Source organism: Micromonospora olivasterospora, from assembly GCF_007830265.1.
GTDB lineage: Bacteria > Actinomycetota > Actinomycetes > Mycobacteriales > Micromonosporaceae > Micromonospora > Micromonospora olivasterospora.
Genome location: NZ_VLKE01000001.1, coordinates 3000645 through 3026781, shown reverse-complemented (window position 1 = coordinate 3026781; position 26137 = coordinate 3000645). Strand labels below are relative to the sequence as shown.

General features: G+C 73.1%; 25 protein-coding genes and 1 pseudogene. 7 read left to right on the top strand and 19 right to left on the bottom strand.

Annotated elements, in window-relative coordinates; all coding sequences use genetic code 11:
* Window positions 1-47 precede the first annotated feature (47 nt).
* From JD77_RS13875 to JD77_RS13865, 3 genes are all read left to right on the top strand, one after another.
* Window positions 48-320 (top strand): hypothetical protein, encoded by a 273-nt coding sequence (locus JD77_RS13875; protein WP_246140656.1) that lies wholly within the window; start codon window positions 48-50, stop codon window positions 318-320.
* Window positions 321-517: 197 nt separating this feature from the next.
* On the top strand, window positions 518-2356 hold the full coding sequence (locus JD77_RS13870; protein WP_145774762.1) for a DEAD/DEAH box helicase: 1839 nt from the start codon (window positions 518-520) through the stop codon (window positions 2354-2356).
* Window positions 2357-2455: 99 nt separating this feature from the next.
* Window positions 2456-3085, top strand: coding sequence for a putative glycolipid-binding domain-containing protein (locus tag JD77_RS13865; RefSeq protein WP_211372558.1), 630 nt, complete (start codon window positions 2456-2458; stop codon window positions 3083-3085).
* A gap of 4 nt (window positions 3086-3089) precedes the next feature.
* Here JD77_RS13865 and cds1 read toward each other — a convergent pair whose 3' ends face one another.
* The 3 genes from cds1 to JD77_RS13850 are packed head-to-tail and all read right to left on the bottom strand — an operon-like array spanning window position 3090 to window position 5113.
* A complete protein-coding gene (cds1, locus tag JD77_RS13860) occupies window positions 3090-4184 on the bottom strand; it encodes an L-cysteine desulfhydrase Cds1 (RefSeq protein WP_145774761.1) in 1095 nt (364 codons plus the stop codon).
* 10 nt (window positions 4185-4194) lie between these two features.
* Window positions 4195-4623 carry an SDR family NAD(P)-dependent oxidoreductase gene (locus JD77_RS13855; RefSeq protein WP_145774760.1) on the bottom strand — a complete coding sequence of 143 codons (429 nt, stop codon included), beginning with the start codon at window positions 4621-4623 and terminating at the stop codon, window positions 4195-4197.
* A 31-nt stretch (window positions 4624-4654) separates the two neighbouring features.
* Window positions 4655-5113, bottom strand: coding sequence for an Lrp/AsnC family transcriptional regulator (locus tag JD77_RS13850; protein WP_145774759.1), 459 nt, complete (start codon window positions 5111-5113; stop codon window positions 4655-4657).
* A gap of 268 nt (window positions 5114-5381) precedes the next feature.
* Between JD77_RS13850 and JD77_RS13845 the strand changes: the two genes are divergently transcribed.
* Complete coding sequence (locus JD77_RS13845; protein ID WP_145774758.1) at window positions 5382-5654, top strand: BldC family transcriptional regulator; 273 nt, start codon at window positions 5382-5384, stop codon at window positions 5652-5654.
* 82 nt (window positions 5655-5736) lie between these two features.
* On the opposite strand, the gene JD77_RS13840 is transcribed toward JD77_RS13845, so the two are convergent.
* Window positions 5737-6366, bottom strand: a complete 630-nt coding sequence (locus JD77_RS13840) for a UbiX family flavin prenyltransferase (RefSeq protein WP_145774757.1) — start codon at window positions 6364-6366, stop codon at window positions 5737-5739.
* 139 nt (window positions 6367-6505) lie between these two features.
* On the opposite strand from JD77_RS13840, the gene JD77_RS13835 reads away from it, so the two are divergent.
* Window positions 6506-7462, top strand: a complete 957-nt coding sequence (locus tag JD77_RS13835) for a terpene synthase family protein (protein ID WP_145774756.1) — start codon at window positions 6506-6508, stop codon at window positions 7460-7462.
* Between the two features lie 10 nt (window positions 7463-7472).
* Here JD77_RS13835 and mqnP read toward each other — a convergent pair whose 3' ends face one another.
* From mqnP to hemL, 11 genes and pseudogenes are all read right to left on the bottom strand, one after another.
* Complete coding sequence (mqnP, locus tag JD77_RS13830) at window positions 7473-8384, bottom strand: menaquinone biosynthesis prenyltransferase MqnP (protein WP_145774755.1); 912 nt, start codon at window positions 8382-8384, stop codon at window positions 7473-7475.
* Window positions 8381-9844, bottom strand: coding sequence for a menaquinone biosynthesis decarboxylase (locus JD77_RS13825; protein ID WP_145774754.1), 1464 nt, complete (start codon window positions 9842-9844; stop codon window positions 8381-8383). The genes mqnP and JD77_RS13825 overlap by 4 nt, the downstream gene beginning before the upstream one ends.
* A 63-nt stretch (window positions 9845-9907) precedes the next feature.
* The gene (locus tag JD77_RS13820; RefSeq protein WP_145774753.1) at window positions 9908-10318 is read right to left on the bottom strand and encodes a hypothetical protein; all 411 of its coding nucleotides are present in this window, start codon (window positions 10316-10318) and stop codon (window positions 9908-9910) included.
* Window positions 10213-10578, bottom strand: a complete 366-nt coding sequence (locus tag JD77_RS35485) for a Txe/YoeB family addiction module toxin (RefSeq protein WP_145774752.1) — start codon at window positions 10576-10578, stop codon at window positions 10213-10215. The genes JD77_RS13820 and JD77_RS35485 overlap by 106 nt, the downstream gene beginning before the upstream one ends.
* Window positions 10575-10850, bottom strand: a complete 276-nt coding sequence (locus tag JD77_RS13810) for a type II toxin-antitoxin system Phd/YefM family antitoxin (protein ID WP_145774751.1) — start codon at window positions 10848-10850, stop codon at window positions 10575-10577. The genes JD77_RS35485 and JD77_RS13810 overlap by 4 nt, the downstream gene beginning before the upstream one ends.
* A 60-nt stretch (window positions 10851-10910) precedes the next feature.
* Window positions 10911-11899 (bottom strand): annotated as a pseudogene (ccsB, locus tag JD77_RS13805) (c-type cytochrome biogenesis protein CcsB).
* Entirely contained in the window at window positions 11899-13566 is a 1668-nt protein-coding gene (gene resB, locus JD77_RS13800) for a cytochrome c biogenesis protein ResB (RefSeq protein ID WP_145774750.1), read from the bottom strand. Before resB ends, ccsB begins: the two are co-directional and overlap by 1 nt.
* The gene (locus tag JD77_RS13795; protein WP_145774749.1) at window positions 13566-14399 is read right to left on the bottom strand and encodes a cytochrome c biogenesis CcdA family protein; all 834 of its coding nucleotides are present in this window, start codon (window positions 14397-14399) and stop codon (window positions 13566-13568) included. Before JD77_RS13795 ends, resB begins: the two co-directional genes overlap by 1 nt.
* A complete protein-coding gene (locus JD77_RS13790) occupies window positions 14399-14974 on the bottom strand; it encodes a TlpA family protein disulfide reductase (protein ID WP_145774748.1) in 576 nt (191 codons plus the stop codon). The genes JD77_RS13795 and JD77_RS13790 overlap by 1 nt, the downstream gene beginning before the upstream one ends.
* A 1-nt stretch (window position 14975) precedes the next feature.
* Window positions 14976-15623: a histidine phosphatase family protein gene (locus JD77_RS13785; RefSeq protein WP_145774747.1), complete on the bottom strand. Its 648-nt coding sequence runs from the start codon at window positions 15621-15623 to the stop codon at window positions 14976-14978.
* Window positions 15624-15628: 5 nt separating this feature from the next.
* Window positions 15629-16966 (bottom strand): glutamate-1-semialdehyde 2,1-aminomutase, encoded by a 1338-nt coding sequence (gene hemL, locus JD77_RS13780; RefSeq protein WP_145774746.1) that lies wholly within the window; start codon window positions 16964-16966, stop codon window positions 15629-15631.
* 231 nt (window positions 16967-17197) lie between these two features.
* On the opposite strand from hemL, the gene JD77_RS13775 reads away from it, so the two are divergent.
* On the top strand, window positions 17198-17533 hold the full coding sequence (locus JD77_RS13775; RefSeq protein WP_145774745.1) for an STAS domain-containing protein: 336 nt from the start codon (window positions 17198-17200) through the stop codon (window positions 17531-17533).
* A gap of 130 nt (window positions 17534-17663) precedes the next feature.
* On the opposite strand, the gene JD77_RS13770 is transcribed toward JD77_RS13775, so the two are convergent.
* Complete coding sequence (locus JD77_RS13770) at window positions 17664-19247, bottom strand: ABC transporter permease (protein ID WP_145774744.1); 1584 nt, start codon at window positions 19245-19247, stop codon at window positions 17664-17666.
* Window positions 19248-19489: 242 nt separating this feature from the next.
* A complete protein-coding gene (locus tag JD77_RS13765; protein ID WP_145774743.1) occupies window positions 19490-20392 on the bottom strand; it encodes an ABC transporter ATP-binding protein in 903 nt (300 codons plus the stop codon).
* Window positions 20393-20485: 93 nt separating this feature from the next.
* Here JD77_RS13765 and JD77_RS13760 point away from each other — a divergent pair, with 93 nt between their 5' ends.
* Complete coding sequence (locus tag JD77_RS13760) at window positions 20486-20992, top strand: GbsR/MarR family transcriptional regulator (RefSeq protein ID WP_145774742.1); 507 nt, start codon at window positions 20486-20488, stop codon at window positions 20990-20992.
* A 135-nt stretch (window positions 20993-21127) separates the two neighbouring features.
* Here JD77_RS13760 and JD77_RS13755 read toward each other — a convergent pair whose 3' ends face one another.
* Window positions 21128-21682 carry a response regulator gene (locus JD77_RS13755; protein ID WP_145774741.1) on the bottom strand — a complete coding sequence of 185 codons (555 nt, stop codon included), beginning with the start codon at window positions 21680-21682 and terminating at the stop codon, window positions 21128-21130.
* Window positions 21679-26049 (bottom strand): HAMP domain-containing protein, encoded by a 4371-nt coding sequence (locus tag JD77_RS13750; RefSeq protein ID WP_425463568.1) that lies wholly within the window; start codon window positions 26047-26049, stop codon window positions 21679-21681. Before JD77_RS13750 ends, JD77_RS13755 begins: the two co-directional genes overlap by 4 nt.
* Window positions 26050-26137: the final 88 nt, after the last annotated feature.

The following is a 26137-nucleotide window of genomic DNA, read 5'->3' as shown; positions in this document are numbered from 1 at the left end:
GCCGCGCGCCCGCCTGGGGTTCCGGAGGCCGCCCGGACCCGGGGACCGTGGACCTGGCCAGCGCCGCCTACGGCACGGACGGCCCCGGGTTCGCCACGGTCGCCCTCCCGCCCGGCGGGTCGCTGGAGACCTCCGGCTCGCTGACGGGGCACATCCTGGCGCAGGGCTGGTCGGACTCCCCCACGCCCCGGTCCAGCACCAGGAAGGTGGTGATCGTCCTCGTGGCGTCGCTGGCCGTCCTGGTCGCGATCGGGCTGCTCGTCGTGCTGCTGGCGGGGGACGCGATGAACGGCCTGATGGGCGGCCTGCTCGACAGCTGACGCCGGCCCGACCGGGAGGTGAGCCCGCCCACTACCGCCCGACGGTGCAGTGGCGGGTTCGCCGCGCCGCCGTACACTTGTAGTGATCACTGACCTGGCGCGCGCAACGCGCGCCCATGGGCGGTCTTGCGGGCGATTCGGCGGCGTTCAGCTGCGACAGGCCATCGCGAAGATGCGCCCCGCTCGAAAGGCATTTCTTGACCACCTTTGCTGATCCCAGCACGTTCCCGTCCGTTTTCGACGCCCCGACCGGGGAGAACGCCGACACCGCCCCCGCCGAGGCCGTGGACGCCCCGACCGGCGCGGCCCAGGTCGACGAGGCCGACGCGACGACCGAAGCCGAAGCCGACGTCGACTTCGCCGGGCTCGGGCTGCCCAGGCCGCTGGTCCGGGCGCTCGACCGGCAGGGCATCACCACCCCGTTCCCGATCCAACGGGCCACCGTCCCGGACGCCCTGGCCGGGCGGGACGTCCTCGGCCGGGGTCAGACCGGCTCCGGCAAGACCCTCGCCTTCGGCCTGCCGGTGATCGCCCGGGTCGCCGACGGCGGGCGGGCCCGCCCGCTGCACCCGAAGGCCCTGGTACTGGTGCCCACCCGGGAGCTGGCCATGCAGGTCAACGACGCGCTCATGCCGCTCGGCAAGGCGGTCGGCGTGTTCCTGAAGACGGCCGTGGGCGGCGTGCCGTACGACCGGCAGATCGACGCGCTCAACCGGGGCGTGGAGATCGTCGTGGCCACGCCGGGGCGGCTGGCCGACCTCATCGCCCGGGGCGTCTGCCGGCTGGACGACGTCGAGGTGACGGTGCTCGACGAGGCGGACCAGATGGCCGACATGGGCTTCCTGCCGGAGGTCACCGAGCTGCTGGCGAAGACCCCGGCCGACGCCCAGCGGCTGCTGTTCTCGGCCACCCTGGACGGTGACGTCGACACGCTGGTCAAGCGGTTCATGACCGACCCGGTGACCCACTCGACCGCGCCGCCGACCGCCGCGGTGTCCACCATGGATCACCACCTGCTGCTGATCCCCCCGCACGACAAGTTCGCCGTCGCGGCGTCCATCGCGGCCCGGGACGGCCGGACCATGCTCTTCGCCCGTACCCAGCTCGGGGTGGACCGGCTGGTCCAGCAGCTCGCCGCGGTCGGTGTACGGGCCGGCGGCCTGCACGGCGGCAAGACCCAGCGGATGCGTACCCGCACCCTCGCCGAGTTCCGCGAGGGCCGGATGAACGTGCTGGTCGCCACCGACGTGGCGGCCCGGGGCATCCACGTCGACGGGGTCTCCCTGGTGCTGCACGTGGACCCGCCGAAGGACCCGAAGGACTACCTGCACCGCGCGGGGCGTACCGCCCGGGCCGGCGAGTCCGGGGCGGTGGCCACGCTGGTGCTGCCCAAGCAGCGGCGGACCACCCTCGCGATGCTGGAGAAGGCCGGTGTCGAGCCGGCGCAGACCCAGGTCCGGGCCGGCGACCCGGCGCTGGCCGAGCTGACCGGCGCCCGCGAGCCCAGCGGCGTCCCGGTGCGCGACGAGCCGCCGGCCCCGCGCCGGTCCGGCGACCGCCCGTCCGGCCCGCGCCGCTTCGAGCGGGACGGGCGGGGCGAGCGGCGGTACGCGGACCGGGACGGCCGCGGCGAGGCGCGCCACGGCAGCCGCGACGAACGCCACCCCGGTGACCGCGATGAGCGCCGCTTCGCCGACCGCGAGCGCCGTTTCGGCGACCGGCCACGGGGCGAGGGACGCTACGCGGATCGGGACGCGCGGGGCGAGGGGCGTTTCGGCGACCGCCCGCAGGGCGAGCGGCGTTTCGGCGACCGCCCGCAGGGCGAGGGGCGTTTCGGCGACCGCCCGCAGGGCGAGGGGCGCTTCGGCGACCGCCCGCAGGGCGAGCGGCGCTTCACGGAGCGGGGCGAGCGGGGCGGCGACCCGCGTACCGGCGACCGACGGGGCGGCTTCCGCCCGGAGGGGCGCGGCCGCGACGACCGGCCGCGGGAGGACCGGCGCGGGTTCGGCGGACGGCCGCCGGCGCGTACCCACTGATCCCGGACGACACCTGGAACGCCGCCGCGGAGCCCGCGCTCCGCGGCGGCGTCCTCGCATGTGCGGCCGGTGCCCGACGGATGGCGTAACGTCCGGTCCATGGCGACCTTGCCGAAGTCGATCCTCTGGACCCGGACGGACACCGCCGGTGCCGAACACGCGGTGCTCGACGACCGCGGCGGGCTGCGGGCGCGGGGTGTCGCGCTCGCCGTCGACCCGATCCCCTACACGTGCCGCTACCAGCTCACGACCGGCCCCGACTGGGTCACCACGCGGGTGGAGGTGGAGGCGGAGGGCGCGGGCTGGCAGCGGGGCGTACGGCTGGAGGCGGGCGACGGCCGATGGCGGGCGACCGCGTCGGAGCAGGGCGACCTGGACGCGGCGCTGCGCGCCGCCGGGCATCCCCCGGCCGGGCTGCCGGGCGCCGACGACCCGGGCCGGCTGGTCGACGCCGTCGACGTCGACCTCGGCGGTTCGGTGCTGTTCAACATCCTGCCGGTACGCCGGCTCGGGCTCGTCTCGGCGACGCCGGAGACGGCCCGCCGGGTCACCGTGGCGTGGGTGCTGGTGCCCAGCCTGACGGTGGTCGCCGCCGAGCAGGTCTACACGGCCCTCGGCCCGGGCCGGATCCGCTTCGCCAGCGACACGTTCACCGCCGACCTCGACGTCGACGCGGACGGCTGGGTGGTCCGCTACCCCGGCCTCGCCGAGCGCGTCGCCCCCCGCTGACGCCCTATCCCGCCGGCCAGGCGCCGGTGACGAGGAAGCGGTCGATCGTGGCCAGGTGCGGGGCGAGGTCGAGGCCCTGCTCGGCCACCCAACGGTCGTCGTAGTACGTGTCGGCGTACCGGTCGCCGGGGTCGCAGATCAGGGTGACCACCGAGCCGGTACGGCCCTCGGCGAGCATCCCGGCGATGAGGCCGAACGCGCCCCAGAGGTTGGTGCCGGTGGAGCCGCCGACCCGCCGTCCGAGCAGGCCGGAGCCGGCCCGCATGGCGGCCAGCGACGCGGCGTCCGGCACCTGGACCATCCGGTCCACCACGCTGGGCAGGAAGGACAGCTCCACGCCGGGCCGGCCGATCCCCTCGATCCGGGAGCCCTGGCCGGTGCGCACCGACCAGTCGCCGGCCTGCCACGCCGGGTAGAACGCCGAGTTCTCCGGGTCGACCACGCAGAGCTTGGTCGGCAGCCGACGGTACCGGGTGTAGCGGCCGATGGTGGCGCTGGTGCCGCCCGTGCCCGCGCCGACCACGATCCACGCCGGTACGGGGTGCCGCTCCAGCGCGAGCTGCGCGTAGATCGACTCGGCGATGTTGTTGTTGCCCCGCCAGTCGGTGGCCCGCTCGGCGTACGTGAACTGGTCCATGAAGCGGCCGCCCGAGTCCTCGGCCAGCCAGCGCGCCTCGACCACCACCTTGGCCGGGTCGTCGACCAGGTGGCAGCGCCCGCCCTGGAACTCGATCTGGGCGATCTTCTCGGGCGACGTGGACGCCGGCATGACCGCGATGAACGGCAGCCCGAGCATCCGGGCGAAGTACGCCTCGGAGACCGCCGTCGAACCGGAGGACGCCTCGACGATCGTCGTACCCGGGCCGATCCAGCCGTTGCAGAGCCCGTACAGGAACAGCGAGCGGGCCAGCCGGTGCTTCAGCGACCCGGTCGGGTGCACCGACTCGTCCTTGAGGTAGAGGTCGATGCCCCACTCCCGCGGCAGCGGGAACGGCAGCAGGTGGGTGTCGGCGGACCGGTTGGCGTCGGCCTCGACCGCGGCGATCGCCTCGGTCACCCACGTCCGGCTGGCCTCGTCGCACCGGTCGAGATGAGTCACGCCGGCAACGTTACAAGCGAGGTGGGCTCGTGTCCGGTCGGGCCCGGCGGGCCTGCCGCGCCGCCCGCGCGGCCAGGGCGGCGAGGGTCCCGGTCATGGCGCCGAGCGCGTTCACCTCCACGAGCCGCCGCCGGGTCGACGCGTCGTGCGTCCAGGCGGGCCCGGTGGTCAGGACGCCGGCGTTGTTCACCCAGAGCCCGAGCCCGCCGGCCACCCGGCCCGCAGCCGCCGCGGCGACCTCGACGCAGGCGGCCTCGTCCCGCACGTCCAGCGCCCGGGACCAGCCGCCGAGCGGCGCGGCCACGGCCGCCACGGCGTCGGCGTCCAGGTCGGTGAGGAGCACCTGCCACCCGTCGGCGTGCAGCGCGGCGGCGATCCCGCGGCCGAGCCCGCCGGCGGCCCCGGTGACCACGGCCGCGCCCCGCCCTGTCGTCCTCATCGGCGCACGGTGACCCTGGAGCACGCGCCCGTCAGGCCGAGGGCGGCTCGATCGGCTGCGGGCGGTTCTCCCACTTCGTCGACAGCGCGATCCCCGTCCGGGTGGAGGCCACCCCGGGCGTCCGGTTCAGCCGTACGATCAGCTGCTCGAGCTCGGCGATCGTGCCCACCCGGGCCTTGAGCAGGAACGACTCGACGCCGGCCATGAAGTAACAGGACTCGATCTCCGGCATCCGCCGGAACGTCTCCAGCACGTCGTCGGTGTCCCCGCCGGAGTCCTCGACGATGCCGATCAGCGCGGTCACGCCCAGGCCGATCGCCTCGGGCTCCACCTCGGCCCGGTACGCCCGGATCACCCCGCTGGACTCCAGCTTGCCGACGCGCTCGTGCACCGCGGGGGCGGACAGGCCGACCTGGCGGGCCAACTCGGCGTAGGAGAGTCGGGCGTTGCCGCGCAGCAGCTCCACGAGGCTCCGGTCGATGGCGTCCACGTCCTGTGACCCTAGTCGTTCGGGCGTAACGTTCGGCGTCCGGCTCACGTTGCAGAGAGCAGAAGGTGAGAGTCCGCAGACCCCGAGTGAAGAGGGAACCGCGCCAGTACCATTGACTAACTTCCCACTCAGTGCGTTTTTCGCGTTTGGCGGACAGGCCAGGTCGCTGGTGCTGTAATTGCCATACGTCCCTCATGACGGCTCTGGGCTCGCACCAGCCGGGGGCAGTGTGTTCAGCCGGGGGCTTCGTCGACGCGAGGAGGGGGCTGTGGACACTGGAGATCGCCTGCTGACACCGGGTGAGGTCGCCGCGCTGTTCCGGGTGGATCCGAAGACCGTGACCAGGTGGGCGGCGGCCGGCCGGATAGGCAGCATCCGGACTCCAGGCGGGCATCGTCGATTCCGGGAATCCGAGGTGCGGGCCCTGCTCGAGGGGGAGGGCATGCTGGAGGAGTCCGACGACATGGGCAGGCCCCGCAACGCCGGCCCGGCCACCTCGCCGGGCCCGGGAGCCGGCCCGGCCAACGCCGGGATGTACTGACCGGGTGAACCACACGGGGCGCGGACCGGTACGTCCGGTCCGCGTGCCGGCCACCCGATCCGCGTGCGGACCCCGCGCCGGGTCAGGCGCGGTCCGCGCCCAGCTCGCCGGCCCAGCGCCGGAACAGGGTGTGCGGGACGCCCAGCGCGTCGAGCACCTTGCCCGCCACGAAGTCGACGAGCTGCTGGGCCGAGGCGGACGCCCCGGCGCCGTAGAATCCGGGACTGGCGGGCAGCACCACCGCCCCGGCGTCGAGCAGGGCGATCAGGTGCTCCAGGTGGCTGCGGGTCACGGGCGTCTCGCGTGGCACCACCACCACCGGCCGGCGCTCCTTGAGGTTGACCTCCGCCGCGCGCTGCAACAGATCCTTCGAGAGCCCGATGGCGATGCCGGCGCAGGCCGCCGTGCTCGCCGGGACGACCGCCATGCCGCGCACCCGGTAGGAGCCGCTGCTGGGGCCGGCGGCGAGATCACCGGCGGGCCAGTGCCGCAGGTCGTCGCCGGACAGGTCGCGCCCGAGCCAGGCCGCCAGGTCGTCCGCCCAGTGCCCGTCGCGGAAGCCCCGTCCGGTTTCGTCGAGGATGGTCAGGCGGGCGGCCCGGGAGACGATCAGGTCCACGGGTTCGCCCGCGTCGAGCAGCCCGCGGATGACCGCCGCCGCGTACGGCGTACCCGAGGCCCCGGAGACCCCCACCACCCATGGTTCGCGCATACGGTCCAGCCTGCCTGGTCGAGCGGGGCCGGCGACGAGCGCCCCCCATACATACACACACACAGCCCGGCCGCTCACGCGCCGGGCCGACCTGCCATGCTTTCGGGGCAAGCGCGCCCACACGGGGAGGAATCGGAAAATGATTCACGCGGTCCTCTGGTCGCTACGCTCCGAATGCCCGATCCCGCCTCGGCTGTCGCCGCACGCCGACGGGGTGCAGCGGTGGCTCGACGGGCAGTTGCCCGGCCTCGGCCTGCCGCTGGACCGCCCGGCCCTGGACCGGCTGTCCCGCGCCGCCTTCGCCCGGTACGCCGGCCGGCTCTACCCGAGGGCAACCGAGCCGGACCTGCGCTCGCTGGCCGCCCTGTTCACCTGGTTCTTCCTCGTCGACGACGCCTGTGACGGGCCGGGCCGGCTGACCCCCGGTCAGATCCGCGCGCTGCGCGACGGGGCACTCTCGGTGCTGCGGGAGGGTCCCCGGGCCCGCCATCCGGGGCTCACGGGCCCGCTGCGCCGGCTGCTGGTGCGGGCCTGGCGGGAGCCGCGCCGCCGGATGCCCGTCCGCTGGCGGCTGCGGTTCGCCGCCGCGGTCGGCCACCACCTGCACGGCGCGTGGCGGGAGGCGCTGGAGAAGGCGGCCGGCCGGCCGCCGGACGTGGCCGGGTACGTCGAGCTGCGCCGCGCCACCTCGGCGGCGTACGTGGCGTACCCGCTGATCGAGTTCGTCAGCGGCCGACCGCTGCCCGACGCGGTCTACCACCACCCGGCGCTACTCCGGCTCGCCGACGCCGGCAACGACCTGCTCTCCTGGTACAACGACATCGCCTCGCTGGAGCGGGACCGGGCCACCGCGGGCGGGCACAACCTGGTCCTGGCGCTGGCCGCCGAGCGGGGCGTCCCGGTAACCGAGGCGGTCGACCTGGCCGCCGAGCGCTGGCGGGCGACGATGAGCCAGTTCGTGGCGCTGCGCGCGGCGGTGCCGTCGTTCGGCCCGGGGCTGGACGAGGCCGTCGCCGCCCACCTCGACGGGGTGGCCGACGCCGTCCGGGGCACCGTCGACTGGACCCTGGAGAGCGCCCGCTACGCGGTGCGGTGAGGGGCGCGGGTCAGGGGCGCAGGCCGAGGCGGACGACCAGGTCGAGCAGGGCGAAGACGAACAGCGCGATGCCGACGAACCCGTTGGCGGTGAAGAACGCCCGGTTGACGCGGCCCAGGTCGGTCGGGCTGACCACCAGGTGCTGGTAGCCGAACGCGACGGCCGTCAGCGCCAGCCCGATCCACCAGAGCCAGCCGAACCCGATCAGCGCGCCGAACCAGATGAACAGCGCGAACGTCACCACGTGCGCGACGGTGGAGGCGTGCAGGGCGAAGCGCAGCCCGTACCGGGCCGGGACGCTGTGCACGCCGATCTTCCGGTCGACGTCGGCGTCCTGGCAGGCGTAGATCAGGTCGAAGCCGCCGATCCACAGGCCGACGGCCGCGCCGAGCAGCCACGCCGGCCCCGAGCCGTCGAGGGTGCCGGTGACCGCGAGCCAGGCGCCGACCGGGCCGACCGCCTGGGCGACCGCCAGGATGGCGTGCGGCCAGTTGGTGAACCGCTTGCCGTACGGGTAGACGACCAGCGGCACCACCGCCAGCGGCGCGAGCACCAGGCAGAGCGGGTTGAGCAGGGCGGCGGCGGCCAGGAAGACGACCAGCGCGACGGCCGCGCCGGTCCAGGCCGTCCGCACGCTCACCGCGCCGGTGACCAGTTCCCGGTTCGCGGTACGCGGGTTCCGGGCGTCGATCCGCCGGTCGAGGATGCGGTTGGCGGCCATCGCGAACGTCCGCGCCCCGACCATCGCCACGGTGATCAGCAGCAGGTCCAGCCAGCGCACCCGCCCGCCGTGGACCTGCATCGCGGTCAGCGCCGACAGGTACGCGAACGGCAGCGCGAAGACCGAGTGCTCGATCGCGACCAGCCGGAGGAACGATTTCACCCGGCCCGGGCGTTCGACGGGCTCCAGCACCGCGGTCATCGGATCCCGTACTCCTTCCAGCGTTTGTCGACCAGGGAGACGACCTCCGGCGACATGGTCATCTCCTCCGGCCAGCCCCGGGTGTAGCCCTCCTCCGGCAGCTTCCGGGTGGCGTCGACGCCCGCCTTGCCGCCCCAGAACTGCTGGTACGACGAGTGGTCGAGGTGGTCGACGGGCCCCTCGGTGAGCAGCAGGTCCCGGGCGTAGTCGACGTTGCCGAACGCGCGGAAGGCGACCTCGTGGTAGTCGTGCACGTCGCAGTCCTCGTCGACGACCACGATCAGCTTGGTCAGCGACATGAGGTGGGCGCCCCAGATCGCGTTCATCACCTTCTGGGCGTGCTTCGGGTACCGCTTGCGGATCGACACGATCGCGCAGTTGTGGAACACTCCGGCGGCCGGCAGATCGTAGTCGACGATGTCCGGGATCAGCAGCTTGAGCAGCGGCTGGAAGATCCGCTCGGTGGCCTTGCCGAGGCCGTGGTCCTCCTGCGGCGGCTTCGAGGTGACGATCGAGTGGTAGACCGGGTCGCGCTGCATGGTCATCGCCTCGACGTGCAGCACGGGGAACGGCTCGACGGGGGTGTAGAAGCCGGTGTGGTCCCCGAACGGCCCCTCGGGCAGCCGCTCCCCGGGCTCCAGGTAGCCCTCCAGCACCACCTGGGCGTGCGCCGGCACCTGGAGCGGGACGGTCAGGCAGTCCACCATTTCCACCCGCTCGCCGCGCAGGAACCCGGCGAACAGGTACTCGTCGATGTCGCTGGGCAGCGGCGCGCTGGCCGCGTACGAGACGACGGGGTCGCAGCCGATCGCCACCGCGACCGGCAGCCGCTGCCCCAGCCGCTCGGCGACCGCGTGGTGCGCGGTGGAGTCCTTGTGGATCTGCCAGTGCATCCCGAGGGTGTTGCGGGAGTGCTGCTGGAGCCGGTACAGGCCGAGGTTGCGCTTGCCGGTCTCCGGGTGCTTGGTGTGGGTCAGCCCGAAGTTGTGGAAGACCCCGCCGTCGCCGGGCCACACCTGGAGGCCGGGCAGCCGGTTCAGGTCGACGTCGTCGCCCCGGTAGACCACCTGCTGGCAGGGGGCGGTCCTCACCTTGCGCGGCGGCACGGACTTGAGCTGGAGCACCTTGCCGAGGCCCTCGCGGATGCCCGACCAGCCGACCGGCAGCTCCGGCTTGACCAGCGCGCCGATCCGCTGGCCGATCTCGTCCAGCGAGTCGACGCCGAGCGCCATCGCCATCCGCTTCTCGGTGCCGAAGAGGTTGACCGCCACCGGCATCTCGCCCCGGGTGGGGCGCTCGAACAGCAGCGCCGGCCCGCCGGCCCGCACCGTCCGGGTCACGATCTCGCTGATCTCCAGCGTCGGGTCGACCGGGACGCTCACCCGCCGCAGCTCCCCCGCCCGCTCCAGCGCCGCGAGGAAGTCCTTGAGATCGGTGTACGGGAAGCCACGAGCCGCCATGCCTGCCAGTCTCCCCCACCGGCCGTCCGGCGAGCCAAGCCGGGTGGTGTGACCCGGCCCGCCTCAGTCCGCGTACAGGCGGGCGGCGTCCACCAGCACCACGTCCCGCCGGCCGTCGGCCGTCCGCGCCAACTCCTCGGTGAAGCCGGTCGCGCTGGCCAGCAGCAGGCGGGCGTCCGACGCGTCGACTCCCGCCCGCCCCGCCAGCAGGTCGCGCACCCGCGCCAGGCGCTCCAGGTCGGGCCGGCCCAGCGTCCGCCCCCACTTGACCTCGCCGATCGCGAGCACCGGGCGTGCCCCGTCACCGAAGGGCGGCTCACCGAGCGCGACCAGGTCCAGCTCGTGGCTGGTACGACTGGACGGGTCGGTCAGCGTCGCCGCGCTCGCCTCCGCCACGATCCCGCCGAGGAGTTCGGGATCGGCGAATTGAAGAGCCCACTGGCGGACGATCTCCTCGAACGTGGGCCCGAGCACGGCGCTGTCGTACCGGCGCCGGGACCGGCGCCAGACGTCGGCACCCCGGCGTTGTTTATCCGGTACACCAGCCGGTGCTCGCGATCGATCCGCCTGGACCAGAAGCCCGACAACTCCCCGCGAAGCGGTTCCGGCTTGCCGATGCCCTCGTAGCCGTTACGCATGACGTCGGCAATGAGATCGTTGATCCGTTTGACCAACTTACGGTCGGTGTGACTGAGGTACTGGCTCCATGCCGTCGGCGTGAAGACCAGCCTCACGCGACATCACGAACCGAGGCCGGGTCCATGAGTTCCCGCTCCTCGGCGTCGCCTCGCCCGAGTTCCGCGATCGACCGGCGCAGCGCCGCGGCGTTGCTCGGGTTACGGAGGAGATACTCGGTCTCCTTCATCGCCTCGTACTCGGCGAGGGGGACGATGACGACCGGCTCGTGGCCCGACCGGGTCACCACGACTTCCTCCGCGTCGTTGATGACGCTGTCGAGCTCGGCGGCCAGGTTCTGACGTAGCTGGGTGAAGTTCACGGTCCGCATGGTCACCTCCGTGGCGCGTGTACAGAAAACTGTACCTCGGCCCTGCGTCGGCCTATGTGCTCAGTTGACCCCGGCGTACGAGTGCAGGCCGGTGAAGAAGAAGTTCACGCCGAACAGGTTCATCAGCATGGTGAGGAATCCGAGCACCGCGATCCAGGTGGCGACGTTGCGCCGCACGCTCGGGGTGGCCCGGGCGTGCAGGTAGCCGGCGTACACCACCCACGAAATGAACGCCCAGGTCTCCTTCGGGTCCCAGCCCCACGGCCGGCCCCACGCGGCCTCCGCCCAGATGGCCCCGGCGATCACCGCGAAGGTGAACAGCGGGAACGAGAAGGCGTGCAGCGCGAAGGTCAGCCGCTCCAGGCCGGCCGCCGCCGGCAGCCGCCGGGCCAGGGTGTACGGGAAGCTGCGCCTGCCCTGCTCGTACCCGTTGCGCATGAGGAACGCGACGGCCGGCACCACGCCCAGCAGGAAGACGCCGGAGGCGAAGATGATCGTCGAGACGTGGACGACGAACCAGTACGACTGCAGCGCCGGCATCAGCGGCACCACCTCGACGTAGAGCTTCAGCTCGGCGAACGCCAACAGCAGCACCATGACGAGGGTGAGGAAAAGCCCCAGCCGGCGCAGCGAGGGGCGCTTCCAGAGCACGACGAGCCACGCGGCGACCCCGATGAACGAGACCGTGAGCACGTACTCGTACATGTTGCCCCACGGCATCCGGCCGGCGGCCATCCCGCGGGTGGCCGTGGCCGCCAGGTGCAGCGCCGCGGCGAGCGCGGTGACCCCGACTCCGAGGAGGCCGGCCAGCCGGGCCCGCCGCGCCGGGCGGTCGGCCGGGGCAGCGGGCGCGACCGGCTCGGCGGGGCCTTGACGACGCCGCCGGAGCCGCCGACCCCGGCGCCGACCAGCTCGCGCGCGGGCGCGGCGGCCGGGGCGGCGAGGCGGGCCCGGGCGTCACCCAGGGCGTACTCGACGGCGTGGCAGATCATCGCGACCAGGTACGCCAGGGTCGCGAACGTGACCAGGTGGTCGGAGAGTGCGGACATCACTCGGCTCCTTCTCGCGTCCCGGCGGGGCGCCCGGCGTCGGGCCGCCCGGCCGGCTCCCCGTCGCCGCGCACGGCGGCGACGAGCTGCGCGAACTCGTCGGCGAACCCGGGATAGTCGGTGCGCGGCAGGCCACCGGCCTCCACCAAGCTACTACCGCTCGTCGGAGATCCGCCGGCGGGGTCGCCGGCGTCGCCCGCCGGGGCGGGCGTCACCCGGAACCAGACCCGGCGGCGCCTGCCGAACAGGGCGCCCATCAGGCCGATCAGCAACACCGCCGAGCTGGCCAGCAGCAGCGTGGAGCCGGGGTCGTACCGCACCGACAGGGTGACGTACGGCTTGGTGCCGAGGAACTCCAGCACGCTGCCGTCGTCCAGCGTCCACTTCTCGCCGACGGCCAGCTTCTTGTTGCCGACCTGCTTGAGCTTGCCGTTGGTGACCTGGCGCTGGTCGAGCTTGTACACCGAGCCGGGGATGCCGGCGTCCATGCCCAGGTTCCCCCGGTACGCGACCAGCACCACCGCCGGGTTGCGCTCGGTCGGGAACTCCGACCGGTTGAACGGCCCCTGCTGCGGCGCGGTGGGCAGGTACAGCCCCTCGAAGGCGACCTGGAGGTTCGGATCGCGCTGGCCGGTCTTCGGGTCGACGTTGACGTCCGGGAACGGTGCCACGCCCTCGCTGGTGAGGGTGGCGTCCCCGGTGGTCAGGAACGGGATCGCGCTGGTCTGGGAGTTGCCGTACCGGTCGGTGTAGCGCAGGATCGGCGCGTACCCGTGGCCGAGCAGGTAGACGTTGGCGTCGCCGAGGCGCAACGGGTCGTTGACCGAGAACGACGCCGCCGCCCGGATGGGCTTGCCGTCCTTGTCCGTCACGTCGACGGTGGCCCGATAGTAGTCCGGCTGCCCGGACTCCAGGAACCGCGCGTCGAAGTGGTCCAGCGTCAGGCAGAACGGGGGCAGGTCGGCGCTGTCGACGCGGGGGCCGAGCTTGGCCTCGGCGTACTGCTGCCGGGTGTTGCAGAACTCGTTCTCCGCGCCGGCCACCAGCAGGCGGTTGCCGTGCCAGCCGTACCAGGAGCCGAGCGCGACCCCGAGCAGCACCGCGACCAGCGAGACGTGGAAGAGCAGATTGCCGGTCTCCTTGAGGTACCCCTTCTCGGCGGAGACCTCCGTGCCGCGTACCACGACCCGCCAGCGGCGCCGGCGCAGCTCGGCGGCGATGGCCTCGGCGTCGGTGGCCACGGCGAGCGTGGCGTGCTGGGGCAGCCGGTCCAGGCGCCTCGGCGCGGCCGGCGGCTGCGCGCGCAACGCGCGGACGTGGTCGCGCAGCCGGGGCACGATGCAGCCGATCAGGGACGTGAACAGCAGCAGGTAGATCGCGGAGAACCAGACCGACCCGAAGACCTCGAACGCGCCGATCCGGTCCAGCCGGGGGGCCAGGTCGGGGTGGTCGACGAAGTACTCGTTGACCTTCTCCGGGTTGACGCCGCGCTGCGGCAGCACCGAGCCGGGGATGGCCGCGACGGCGAGCAGGAAGAGCAGGATCAGCGCCGTACGCATGCTGGTGAGCTGCCGCCACGAGTTGCGCAGCAGGGTCAGCACCGGGTTGGGCCGGCGGCGGGGCGCCTCGGGGGCCGGCGTGGTGGGCCGGTCCGCCACGGTCGTCATCAGATGCTCACCTCGCCCACGCCGACGGTCGTCTGCAACCAGATCACGAAGTTGGTCCACCCGCCGGTGACCAGCGCGAGGCCGATGAGGATCAGCAGCACGCCCCCGACCCGGGTGACCCAGCGGCTGTTGCGCCGGACGGCGCGGAACACCCCGAGCAGGCGGTGGAAGCCCAGCCCGAAGACGACGAACGGTATCCCCAGCCCGAGGCAGTACGCCACCGCGAGCACCACGGCCCGGTCGGTCTGCCCGCCGGGCGTGGCCATGCCGAGCACCGCGCCGAGCGTCGGGCCGGTGCAGGGCATCCAGCTCAGCGCGAAGACCGCGCCGAAGACCGGCGCCCCGGCGAGGCCGGCGGACGGCAGCCGGTGGATGCGGAACTCCCGTTGCAGGCCGGGGATCAGCCCGACGAAGGCCAGCCCGAGCACGACGACCAGCGCGCCGACGACGATCTCCAGGGCCCGCTCGTAGCGGATGAAAACCTTGCCGACGCTGGCGAACAGGATCGCGGTGGCGGTGAAGACGACGGTGAAGCCGCCGATGAACAGCAGCGTCCCGGCGAGCACCCGGCCCTTGACCGCCGCCGTACGGGCCCGCTCGCGGGTCGCCTCGCGCACCGCCACGCCGCCGCCCCCGGCGGGCGTCACGTCCGGCTGGCCCGTCCCCCGGCCCTCCAGGTCGGCGCCGGCCAGGCCGGTGACGTACGAGAGGTAACCGGGGACCAGTGGCAGGACGCACGGGGAGAGGAAGCTGACCAGCCCGGCGAGCGCCGCCGCGCCGACCGCCAGCAGCAGCGGGCCGCTCTGCGCGAGGTCGTGGAAGGTCTCGCCCATCAGCGGGAACCGTCTGGTGCCGGCTTCTCGGCGGCGATCCGCTCGACGATCGGCTGCAGCTTCTCCCGGGTGACCGCCGACCGGATCACCACGGCCACCCGGCCGTCGCGGTCAAGCAGGACCGTGGTGGGGATGGTGGTGGGCGAGATGTCGAAGGCGAGGGCGAGCCGGCTCGGCGGGTCGAAGAGGCTGGGGTAGGTGACCCGGCCCTTCTCGAACGCGAGGGCCTTGTCCCGGTTGTCCTGCACGTTGATGCCGAGGAAGGTCACGCCGGAGCCCTTGGTGGCCTGGTGGACGGCCTCCAGGTCGTCCGCCTCGGCCCGGCAGGGCGCGCACCAGGAGCCCCAGAAGTTGAGCACGACCACCTGGCCGCGGGCCGTGGCGACGTCGTAGCCGCCGCCGGTGAGCAGCTCACCGGCCAGCTTCGGGGCGGCGGAGCGCTGGTCGGGGGCGCACTCGATGACGCCGTCGCGGGTCGCGCAGCGCTGCTCCTGGCTCTCGCCGGTGCAGCCGGCCAGCGCCGCCGTGGTCGCCACGGCCGCGAGGAGTCCCCCGATCCACCTCCGGGCTCGCATGTCAGGCCCCCTTGGCCGTCCGCGCGGTCGGCGAGATGGCGATCAGGTGGGCGGCGGGCTCGGAGTAGCCGATCCCGGCAACCTTGGCACCGTCGAAGTGGAACGAGGTGAGGCTGGCCAGGCCGCACTGCCGCTTGCGGGGGTCGTGCCAGAGCCGCTTGCGCTCGACGTACCGGCGCAGCGTCCAGATGGGGAGCTGGTGGGAGACGAGCACGGCCTCGCGCCCCTCGGCGGCGACCCGGGCGGCGTGCAGGGCGGCGAACATGCGCTCGGCGATGGCCCGGTACGCCTCGCCCCAGCTCGGGGTGACGGGGTCGCGCAGCACCCACCAGTTGCGCGGGTCGCGGAACGACCCGTCGCCCGGGGAGACCTTCTTGCCCTCGAACCAGTTGGCGCTCTCGATCAGCCGCTCGTCCACCCCGACGGGCAGGCCGAACTGGGCGGCGATCGGCTCGGCGGTCTGCTGCGCACGCTCCAGCGGGCTGGCCACCACGTGCACCACGTCCCGCTCGGCGAGGCCCTGGGCCGCCGCCTTGGCCATCTGCACGCCCAGCTCCGACAGGCGGAAGCCGGGCAGCCGGCCGTAGAGGATCTGATCCGGGTTGTGCACCTCGCCGTGCCGCAGCACGTGGACCACCGTCTTGCTCACCGCCGCTACCCCCCGTGACCCGCCGCTGCCGCCGCGTTCGCCGCCACCGGCAACGCGGCGGCGATCTGCTCCAGAGCGGCGTCGTCGATCGCCGCCGAGACGAACCACGCCTCGAACGCGCTCGGCGGCAGATACACCCCGCTGGCGAGCATCGAGTGGAAGAACGCCGTGAACGCGGGGACGTCCTGCGTCCGCGCGCTGTCGTAGTCGACCACCTCGGCGTCGGTGAAGAAGACCGAGAACATGTTGCCCGCGTACGACAGCCGGTGCGGGACCCCGGCGGCGGCCAGCGCGTCGGAGGCGAGCTTGCCCACGACGGCGGCCGTGTCGTCGAGCTTCCGGTACACCGCCTCGTCGGCCAGCCGCAGCGTGGCCAGCCCGGCGGCGCAGGCCAGCGGGTTGCCCGAGAGCGTGCCGGCCTGGTAGACCGGGCCGGCCGGGGCGAGCCGGGCCATGATCTCCGCGCGCCCGCCGAACGCGGCCGCCGGCAGGCCGCCGCCCATGACCTTCCCGTACGTCCACAGGTCGGCGTCGACCGGTTCGAGGCCGTGCCAGCCAGAGTGGGAGACCCGGAACCCGGTCATCACCTCGTCGACGATCAGCAGCGCGCCGTGCGCGTGGGCGATCCGGGCGAGCTGCTGGTTGAACCCGTCGCGCGGGGCGATCACGCCCATGTTGCCGGCCGCCGCCTCGGTGATCACGGCGGCGATGTGCTGACCCTCGGCGGCGAACGCCTCCTCGACGGCGGCGAGGTCGTTGTACGGCAGCACGATGGTCTCGCTCGCCGCCGCGCCGGTGACGCCCGGCGAGTCGGGCAGGCCGAGGGTCGCCACGCCGGAGCCGGCGGCGGCGAGCAGCGCGTCGACGTGCCCGTGGTAGCAGCCCGCGAACTTGACGATCTTGGAGCGGCCGGTGAAGCCCCGGGCCAGCCGGATCGCCGACATGGTGGCCTCGGTGCCCGAGTTGACCAGCCGGACCTGCTCGACCGGGGTACGGCCGACGATCTCGGCGGCCAACTCCACCTCACCCGGGGTGGGGGTGCCGAAGCTGGTGCCGCGGGCGGCGGCGGCCTGGACGGCGTCCACCACCTCCGGGTGGGCGTGCCCGAGGATCAACGGTCCCCACGAGCAGACCAGGTCGACGTAGCGCCGGGCGTCCGCGTCATGGAGCCAGGGACCCTCCCCCCGGACCATGAAGCGCGGGGTGCCGCCGACGGCTCGGAACGCGCGCACGGGCGAGTTCACCCCGCCCGGCACGATGGCGCGGGCGCGGTCGAACAGGGCCTCGGAGGCCGGCGCGTCGGCCGGGTGACGGCCGGATCCGGCGGAAAAGGTGTCGGTCACGATGCCGCCATTGTGTCAGCGTCGGACGGTGAATCGGCAGCCACCCCGGGCCGGCGGTTACCGGGCTCACGCGCGACGGCGGCCCGGACCGGGACGGCGCGGGGCGGAGAACGGCCGGCGGGCGGGCGTCCGGGACCGGCTGCGGCGGCCGGTCGGCGGCGTCGGGCAGCCTCGATCGACGTCTGGTCGGCTCGACGGGCCGGGCCGGCGAGATCGCGATAGGCTGACGCGGTGGATCGTGCCGAACTGTCCATCACGGTACATCGGACAGGCGATGAAGTCGTGCTTCGCCTTGCCGGTGAGATCGACATGCTCACGGCCGCCCAACTGTCGACCGTCGTCAACGAGGTGCTCACCGATGCGCCCCCGCGGGTCGTCCTCGACCTGGGCGGGGTCACCTTCTGCGACTCCCAGGGGCTGGGCACCCTGGTCGTGCTGAGCCGCAAGGCCAGCCGCTCCCAGAGCCTGCTCGTCCTGACCAACGTGGGCGACTTCCTGCTCCGCGTCCTGGACATCACCGGCCTCCGTTCGGCCCTGATGATCCGCAACGGCCACCCGGCGGGCTGACGCCCGACCCCGTCTCCCCTGCTATTGATCATGGCGTTGGCGGCACCGCGGAGATCGGAAACGCCGCCAACTCCATGATCGACGAGGCCCTCGCCGGCCCCCGGGCCCGACGCGCGCCGCGGCCCTGCGGTCAGGTCGGGACGTCGCGGTGACGGAAGGCGGCCAGGCCCGCCAGAGCCAGGGCGGCGGCAGTGGCGGTCAGCGCCAGCAGCGGGGGGGCGGAGACCGGGCCGCCGAGGACCTGCGGGGTGTGGGTGAACGGGGACAGGTCCAGCAGCCACCGGCTCAGGTCCAGGATCGCGCCGAGCTGGCCGAGCAGCAGGCAGGCGGCGAGCGCCCCCCAGGCCGCCCCGACGCTGATCCGGGGCAGCAGGCCGAACAGCAGCACGGCGAGCCCGACCAGCACCCAGACCGCCGGCACCTGGGCCAGCGCCGCCCCGGTCAGCCGCGGCACCCTGCCGGCCACGTCGCCGACGCTGAGCCCGTAGGCGAGCCCGGTGACCAGGCCGGTCACCGTCAGCATCACCGCCGGCCCGAGCAGCGCGAACCCGAGGTGGCCGAGCAACCACCGGGACCGGCTCACGCCGCTGGCGAGCACCGGCTCCGCGCGCTGCCCGGCCTCCTCGGTACGCATCCGCAGGGCGGCCTGGATGCCGTGGCCGGCCGCGGCGAGCGCGGTGATGCTCAGGGTCGCCCCGAGGTACGCCTCGGCGACCGACGCCGAACCGCCCAGGCGCTCGAGCAGCCGGGCGGCGGCCTCGTTGCCCCGTACCGCGTCCCCGGCCGCCTCGGCGGCGCCGCCCAGCACCGCGCCGAGCGCAGCCGCTCCGACGGCCCAGCCGAGCAGCGCGACCCGGTTCAGCCGCCAGGCCAGCCCCCAGGGGCCGGCGAGGGCCGGGCCGGCGGCGGCCGGGCCGAGTCGCGCCGGCAGCACGCCGGCCCCGAGGTCCCGGCGGGCCGAGAGCCGGAACGCCAGCACACCCACCAGCACGGCCAGCCCGGCCAGCAGCGCCAGCGGCCACCAGCGCTCCCCGGCGTACGGGCGGGTGCGCTGGGCCCAGCCCAGCGGGGAGAGCAGGCTCAGCCACTCCGTCCCGCCGGCGTCCCCAGCCAGCCGGAGCAGGTACGCCACCCCGAGCACCCCGACGCCCAACCCCCGGGCGCCGCCCGCGCTCTCGGTGAGCTGCGCCGCGAGGGCGCCCACGGTGGCGAAGGCGATCCCGGTCAGGGCGACCGACAGCCCGAACGCCAGTGAGCCGGCCGCCGCCAGGCCGGTGGCGACCAGGCCACCGGCGACGAGCAGCCCGAGCAGCAGGTCCGCGGCGTACGTCACGAGCAGCGCGGCGGCGAGCCCGGCGTACCGGCCGAGGACCGTGGCGCCGAGCAACTCCCGCCGGCCCGCCTCCTCCTCGGCGCGGGTGTGCCGGACGACGACGAGCAGGCTGATCAGCCCCACGATCAGGGGCAGCAGCCCGGCGCGCTGGGCCGCGAGCGCGCCGACGCTGTCGCCGTGGACCGGGCCGAGCAACGCCACGATCGACGGGTTGCCGGCGGTGGTGGCCGCGTACGCGGCCCGCTCGGCGGCGCTCGGGTACAGCTCGGCGTACGTCGTGGCGTAGCTCGCCGGCAGCGCCGCGATCAGCAGCACCCAGATCGGCAGCAGGACGCGGTCCCGGCGCAGGATCAGCCGGGCGAGATGCCGGGTGCCGGTCACGGTGCCACCTTTCGTTCGCGACTGCGGGGCTCGCAAACCCCGCTCACTCCTCGCGCTCACCGGGTGCCACCTTTCGTTCGCGACTGCGGGGCTCGCAAACCCCGCTCACTCCTCGCACTCACCGGGTGCCACCTTTCGTTCGCGACTGCGGGGCTCGCAAACCCCGCTCACTCCTCGCACTCACCGGGTGCCACCTTTCGTTCGCGACTGCGGGGCTCGCAAACCCCGCTCACTCCTCGCGCTCACCGGGAAGCCACCTCAGGCACGGCCTCGTAGTGCCGCAGGAACAGCTCCTCCAGCGTCGGCGGCCGGCTCACCAGGCTCCGTACGCCGATCTCGGTCAGCCTGCGCAGCGCGCCGTCGAGGGCCGGGGTGTCCACGTCGAAGCGGACCCGGTGGCCGTCGATGCGCAGGTCGTGTACGCCGGGCAGGTCGGCCAGCCCGTGCGGCGGCCCGGCCAGGTCGGCGTCGACGGAGGTGCGCTGGAGGTGGCGCAGCTCGGTCAGGGTGCCGGTCTCCACGGCGCGGCCGTTGCGGATGATCGTCACCCGGTCGCAGAGCGCCTCGACCTCGCCGAGGATGTGGCTGGAGAGCAGCACGGTGCGCCCCTGGTCGCGGGCCCGGCCCACCCAGTGCTGGAAGACCTCCTCCATGAGCGGGTCCAGCCCGGAGGTCGGCTCGTCGAGGATCAGCAGCTCGGCGTCGGAGGCGAGGGCGGCGACCAGGCCGACCTTCTGCCGGTTGCCCTTCGAGTACGCCCGGCCCTTCTTGCGCGGGTCCAACTCGAACGACTCCAGCAGCTCGTCGCGGCGGGCGCGGTCGACGCCGCCGCGCATCCGCCCGAGCAGGTCGATCACCTCGCCCCCGGTCAGGTTGGGCCAGAGGGTCACGTCGCCCGGCACGTACGCCAGGCGGCGGTGCAGGGCGACGGCGTCCCGCCACGGGTCGCCGCCGAGCAGGCGGACGGCCCCCGCGTCCGCTCGCAGCAGGCCGAGCAGCACCCGGATGGTGGTGGACTTGCCGGCGCCGTTGGGGCCGAGGAAGCCGTGCACCTCGCCGGCGCGGACGGTGAGGTCGAGTCCGTCGAGCGCCCGGGTCCGGCCGAAGGTCTTGACCAGGCCGGAAACCTCTATGGGAGTTTCCATACTTCGGAAGCTACGCTTGTTTCACAAACTTGTGAAGACTGTGGGAGCTGGGGCACCATCAGATACCCGACGGACGCCGAGGAGCAGCCAGGAATGACCGCCGCCGACCCGACCCGCCCCAACGAGGAGGAGGTCCACCTCTTCGTCGAGAGGATGGCCATGGCCTTCGCGGAGGTCGGGTTCCCCCGGATGGCCGCCCGCGTGCTGTTCGCGGTGATGAGCGCGGACGACCCGCTGACCGCCGCCGAGATCGGCGAGCGGCTCGGGGTCAGCGCGGCGGCGGTCTCCGGCGCGGTCCGGTACCTGACCCAGTTCGGGATGCTGATCCGGGAGCCGGTGCCGCGCTCCCGCCGGGACCGCTACCGGGTGCCGGACAACCCCTGGTACGAGGCCACGATCACCAAGACCGGCCTCTACAAGAACTTCATCGACATCGCCGGCGGGGGCGTCGACGCGCTCGGGCGGACCACCCCGGCCGGGGAGCGGGTCGCCGAGATGCTGGACTTCTTCCTCTTCGTCCAGGAGGAGATCGACTCGCTCGGCGCGCGGTGGCGGGCCCGCCGCGCCGCCACCGGCCACGGCGGGCCACCGCCCGCCTGACAGGATCAACGCGGCGGGCCACCGCCCGCCTGACAGGATCAGCGCGGCGGCCACCGCCCGCCTGACACCGTCGGCGCGGCGGGCCCCGCCTGACCTGACAAGCTCGGCTCGGTGGGCCACCGCCCGCCGGACAGGTCAGTCCGGGTTGCCCCAGCGGGCCTGTTCGAGCAGGTCCAGCGCCCGGGCCCGGGACTCGGGGTCGTCGGCGCGGAGCAGGGCACTCGCCTCGTCCACCGCGTCGGTGAGCACGCGCCACTGCGCCTCGCGCTCCCGGACCAGGTCCGACTGGGCGGCGAGCTGGCGGGTCTTCACCCACAGCTCGACGAAGACCGACACCTTGGCCCGCAGCACCCACGGGTCGAACGGCTTGGTCAGGTAGTCCACCGCGCCGACCGCGTACCCGCGCAGGGCGAGCTGGGCGTCCTTGTCCGCCGCCGTCAGGAAGATGATCGGTACGTGCCGGGTGCGCTCCCGCCGCTTGATGTGGCTGGCGGTCTCGAAGCCGTCCATGTCCGGCATCTGCGCGTCCAGCAGGATGACCGCGAAGTCGTCCACCAGCAGCTGTTTGAGTGCCGCCTCGCCGCTCTCCACGGCGACCGACTGCACCGGAAGCCCTTGGAGGATGGCCTCCAGGGCCATCAGGTTCTCCCGCCGGTCGTCGACCAGCAGCGCCTTGGCCGTCTGGCTCACAGATTCTCCTCGCCTCGGCCGTCGCTCACCCAGGACGCCATCAACTCGATCAGCTCGTCCAGGTCGACCGGTTTGGTGATGTAGTCGCTGCCCCCCGCCGCGAGTGCGGACTCGCGGTCGCCCGGCATCGCCTTCGCGGTCAGGAAGACGACCGGGAGGTCGGCGAACCGATGGTTACGTCGGATCTGCCGGGTGGTCTCGTATCCGTCCTGGTCGGGCATCATCGCATCCATCAGCACGATGTCCACCTCCGGATGCTCGGCCAGCAGGCGGACGCCGTCCGCCCCGTTGTCCGAGTACAGCACGGTCATCCCGTGCAGTTCCAATGCACTCGTCAGCGCGAAGACGTTCCGCACGTCGTCGTCGACGATCAGCACGGTGACGCCCTCCAGGCGGCGGGTGGCCGGCGTCTCGGCCGGCTCCGGCAGCTCGGGCGGCGGCATCAGCAGCGACGACGGCAGGCCCGCCCGGGCCGGCGACGGCGGCGCCGGGGCGACCACCGCGTCCGGCGCCAGCACGTCCGGCACGTACAGCGTGAACGTCGACCCCGCGCCGGGCGCCGACGCCACGGCGATCGCGCCGCCGAGCAGGCGGGCCAGGTCCCGGCTGATCGACAGGCCCAGCCCCGTGCCGCCGTAGCGGCGGCTGGTCGTGCCGTCCGCCTGCTGGAACGCCTCGAAGATCAGGGACAGTTTGTCGTCGGAGATCCCGATGCCGGTGTCGATCACCGTGAAGGCGATCACCTGCCGGGCGTTGGTCAGGGCCGGCACGTCGAACACGGCGTTCTCCGGCGCGGGCGCGATCTTCAGCGTCACCGCCCCGTCGTCGGTGAACTTGACCGCGTTGGAGAGCAGGTTGCGCAGGATCTGCTGCAGCCGCTGGGCGTCGGTGACCAGCGCCGGAGGCAGATCGTCGGCGACCCGTACGTGGAAGTCGAGACCCTTCTCCTCGGCCAGCCGGGCGAAGGCCTGCTCGACGTACGCGCGAATCTCGTCGAACCGGACCTCGGTCGGCTCCACGTCCATCCGGCCCGCCTCGATCTTGGACAGGTCGAGGATGTCGTCGATCAGCGAGAGCAGGTCCGACCCGGCGCTGTGGATCGTCCGGGCGAACTCGATCTGCTTCGGGGTGAGGTTGCGCTCCGAGTTCTCCACCAGCAGCCGGGACAGCAGCAGCAGGGAGTTCAGCGGCGTACGCAGCTCGTGGCTCATGTTGGCCAGGAACTCCGACTTGTACGCCGAGGCCCGGGTGAGCTGCCGCGCCTTCTCCTCCAGGCCGAGCCGGGCCAGCTCGATCTCCCGGTTCTTCGTCTCGATGTTGCCCTTCTGCTCCGACAGGAGCTTGGCCTTGTCCTCCAGTTCGGCGTTGGTGCGCTGCAGCTCGGCCGACTGCTCCTGGAGCTCGTGCGCCAGCCGCTGGGACTGGGCCAGCAGTTCCTCCGTACGCCGGTTGGCCTGGATGGTGTTGACCGCCACGCCGATGGTGAGCACCAGCCGCTCCAGGAACGCCAGGTGCAGGTCGGAGAACGCGGCCACGTTCGCGAACTCGATCACCCCGAGCAGCTCGCCCTCGAACAGCACGGGCAGCACCACCAGGTCGGCCGGCGGGGTGTCGGCCAGCCCGGAACGCAGCGTGAGCCGGCCGTCCGGGGCGGCGCTCACCCGGATCGTCCGGCGAGAGAGCGCGGCCTGCCCGACCAGCCCCTCGCCCGGCCCGAACGTGACGTCGTGGCCGCGCGCGACGTACCCGTACGAGGCCGTGAGCCGCAGCCGCATGCTGCCGTCGGAGGCGTCCGCCAGGAAGAACGCGCCGAGCTGCGCGTCCACCAGCGGGGTCACCTCCAACATGATCATCCGGCAGACCTCGCCGAGGTCGCGCTGGCCCTGGAGCAGGCCGCCGATCCGGGCCAGGTTCGAGTCGAGCCAGCCCTGCTCGGCGTTCTTCTTCGTCGTCTCCCGGAGGGTGACGATCATCTGGTTGATGTTGTCCTTCAGCTCGGCGACCTCGCCCTGCGCCTCGACGGCGATCCGCTGGGTCAGGTCGCCCCGGGTCACCGAGGTCGACACCTGGGCGATGGCCCGCAGCTGGGTGGTGAGCGTCGAGGCGAGCTGGTTGACGTTCTCCGTCAGGTCCCGCCAGGTGCCCGAGACGCCCTTGACCTGCGCCTGACCGCCCAGCTTGCCCTCGGTGCCCACCTCGCGGGCCACCCGGGTCACCTCGTCCGCGAACGACGACAGCTGATCCACCATCGTGTTGACGGTGTTCTTCAGCTCCAGGATCTCGCCCTGCGCGTCCACGGTGATCTTCTGCGACAGGTCGCCGTTCGCCACGGCGGTGGTGACGGAGGCGATGTTGCGCACCTGCGACGTCAGGTTCGACGCCATCGAGTTCACGTTGTCCGTCAGGTCCCGCCACGTACCCGAAACGCCCTTGACCTGCGCCTGACCGCCCAGCTTGCCCTCGGTGCCCACCTCGCGGGCCACCCGGGTCACCTCGTCCGCGAACGACGACAGCTGATCCACCATCGTGTTCACCGTCGACTTCAGCTCCAGGATCTCGCCCTGCGCGTCGACCGTGATCTTCTGCGACAGGTCACCCTTCGCCACCGCCGTGGACACCTGGGCGATGTTGCGCACCTGCGCCGTGAGGTTCGACGCCATCGAGTTCACGTTGTCGGTCAGGTCGCGCCAGGTCCCGGCGACGCCGCGCACCTGGGCCTGCCCGCCCAGCTTGCCCTCGGTGCCCACCTCGCGGGCCACCCGGGTCACCTCGTCCGCGAACGACGACAGCTGATCCACCATCGTGTTCACCGTCGACTTCAGCTCCAGGATCTCGCCCCGGGCGTCGACCGTGATCTTCTGCGACAGGTCACCCTTCGCCACCGCCGTGGTGACGGAGGCGATGTTGCGCACCTGCGACGTCAGGTTCGACGCCATCGAGTTCACGTTGTCCGTCAGGTCCCGCCACGTACCCGAAACGCCCTTGACCTGCGCCTGACCGCCCAGGTTGCCCTCCGTGCCCACCTCGCGGGCCACCCGGGTCACCTCGTCCGCGAACGACGACAGCTGATCCACCATCGTGTTCACGGTGTTCTTCAGCTCCAGGATCTCGCCCTGGGCATCCACGGTGATCTTCTGCGACAGGTCACCCTTCGCCACCGCCGTGGACACCTGGGAGATGTTGCGGACCTGGCTGGTCAGGTTGCCGGCGAGCTGGTTGACGTTCTCGGTGAGATCGCGCCAGGTGCCCGAGACGCCGCGCACCTGGGCCTGGCCGCCCAGCTTGCCCTCGATGCCCACCTCGCGGGCCACCCGGGTCACCTCGTCCGCGAACGACGACAGCTGATCCACCATCGTGTTCACGGTGTCCTTGAGTTCCAGTATCTCGCCCTGCGCGGCGACGGTGATCTTCTGCGACAGGTCACCCCGCGCGACGGCGGTCGAGACCTGGGCGATGTTGCGCACCTGCGCGGTCAGGTTCGACGCCATCGAGTTGACGCTGTCGGTCAGGTCCTTCCAGGTGCCCGCGACGTTCGGCACCTCAGCCTGGCCGCCGAGCTTCCCCTCGGTGCCCACCTCCCGGGCCACCCGGGTCACCTGCTCGGCGAACAGGCGCAGCGTGTCGGTGAGCGAGTTGATGGTGTGCGCCAGGTCGGCGACCTCGCCCTTCGCCGACACCGTGATCTTCTGCGACAGGTCGCCCCGGGCCACCGCCGTGGCCACCTGTGAGATCGACCGCACCTGGTACGTCAGGTTCGACGCCATGGTGTTCACCGAGTCGGTGAGGTCCTTCCAGGTGCCGGCCACGCCGCGGACGTCGGCCTGGCCGCCCAGCTCGCCCTCGGTGCCCACCTCCCGGGCGACGCGGGTCACCTCGTTGGAGAAGGACGAGAGCTGGTCGACCATGGTGTTGACCGTGCGGCCGATCCGCAGGTACTCGCCGCGCAGCGGCCGACCGTCGATCTCCAGCGCCATCTGCTGGGAGAGGTCCCCGTCGGCCACCGCCACGATCACCCGGGCGATCTCCGTCGTCGGGCGGCCCAGGTCGTCGATCAGCGAGTTGACGGCCCGCTGGCCCTCGGCCCAGGAACCCTCCAGCCCCTCCTCGTCGAGGCGCTCGGTGAGCCGGCCGTCCCGGCCGACGATCCGGCTGATCCGGCGCAGGTCGAGGTGCTGCCGCTCCTGGAGCGCCACCACGTCGTTGAACGCGTCCGCCACCTCGCCGGCCACGCCCGCGCGGCGGGGCAGGCGCACCTTCAGGTCGCCGGTGCGCACCCGGCGCAACGCCTCCGCCAGCTCGCTGAGCATGGCGGCCTGATCCGGCGCGGAGGGGTCCGCGGCTGCGGAGTTTTTCGCCGTGGTCATCATTCCTCGCTCAGTTTCGGGGGCCGCCGGCGCATCCGGGCATGCCGGGCGCATGCCGACGCACTGGCCATCCCACCATTGTGCCCGCGTG

Excerpts from the sequence above, each read along its gene's own strand:
- JD77_RS13865 (WP_211372558.1), top strand. The coding sequence starts at position 2,456 with ATGGCGACCTTGCCGAAGTCGATCCTCTGGACCCGGACGGACACCGCC.
- JD77_RS13855 (WP_145774760.1), bottom strand. The coding sequence starts at position 4,623 with ATGAGGACGACAGGGCGGGGCGCGGCCGTGGTCACCGGGGCCGCCGGC.
- JD77_RS13840 (WP_145774757.1), bottom strand. The coding sequence starts at position 6,366 with ATGCGCGAACCATGGGTGGTGGGGGTCTCCGGGGCCTCGGGTACGCCG.
- JD77_RS13835 (WP_145774756.1), top strand. The coding sequence starts at position 6,506 with ATGATTCACGCGGTCCTCTGGTCGCTACGCTCCGAATGCCCGATCCCG.
- mqnP (WP_145774755.1), bottom strand. The coding sequence starts at position 8,384 with ATGACCGCGGTGCTGGAGCCCGTCGAACGCCCGGGCCGGGTGAAATCG.
- JD77_RS13825 (WP_145774754.1), bottom strand. The coding sequence starts at position 9,844 with ATGGCGGCTCGTGGCTTCCCGTACACCGATCTCAAGGACTTCCTCGCG.
- JD77_RS13810 (WP_145774751.1), bottom strand. The coding sequence starts at position 10,850 with ATGCGGACCGTGAACTTCACCCAGCTACGTCAGAACCTGGCCGCCGAG.
- resB (WP_145774750.1), bottom strand. The coding sequence starts at position 13,566 with ATGACGACCGTGGCGGACCGGCCCACCACGCCGGCCCCCGAGGCGCCC.
- JD77_RS13795 (WP_145774749.1), bottom strand. The coding sequence starts at position 14,399 with ATGGGCGAGACCTTCCACGACCTCGCGCAGAGCGGCCCGCTGCTGCTG.
- JD77_RS13790 (WP_145774748.1), bottom strand. The coding sequence starts at position 14,974 with ATGCGAGCCCGGAGGTGGATCGGGGGACTCCTCGCGGCCGTGGCGACC.
- JD77_RS13765 (WP_145774743.1), bottom strand. The coding sequence starts at position 20,392 with ATGGAAACTCCCATAGAGGTTTCCGGCCTGGTCAAGACCTTCGGCCGG.
- JD77_RS13760 (WP_145774742.1), top strand. The coding sequence starts at position 20,486 with ATGACCGCCGCCGACCCGACCCGCCCCAACGAGGAGGAGGTCCACCTC.
- JD77_RS13750 (WP_425463568.1), bottom strand. The coding sequence starts at position 26,049 with ATGATGACCACGGCGAAAAACTCCGCAGCCGCGGACCCCTCCGCGCCG.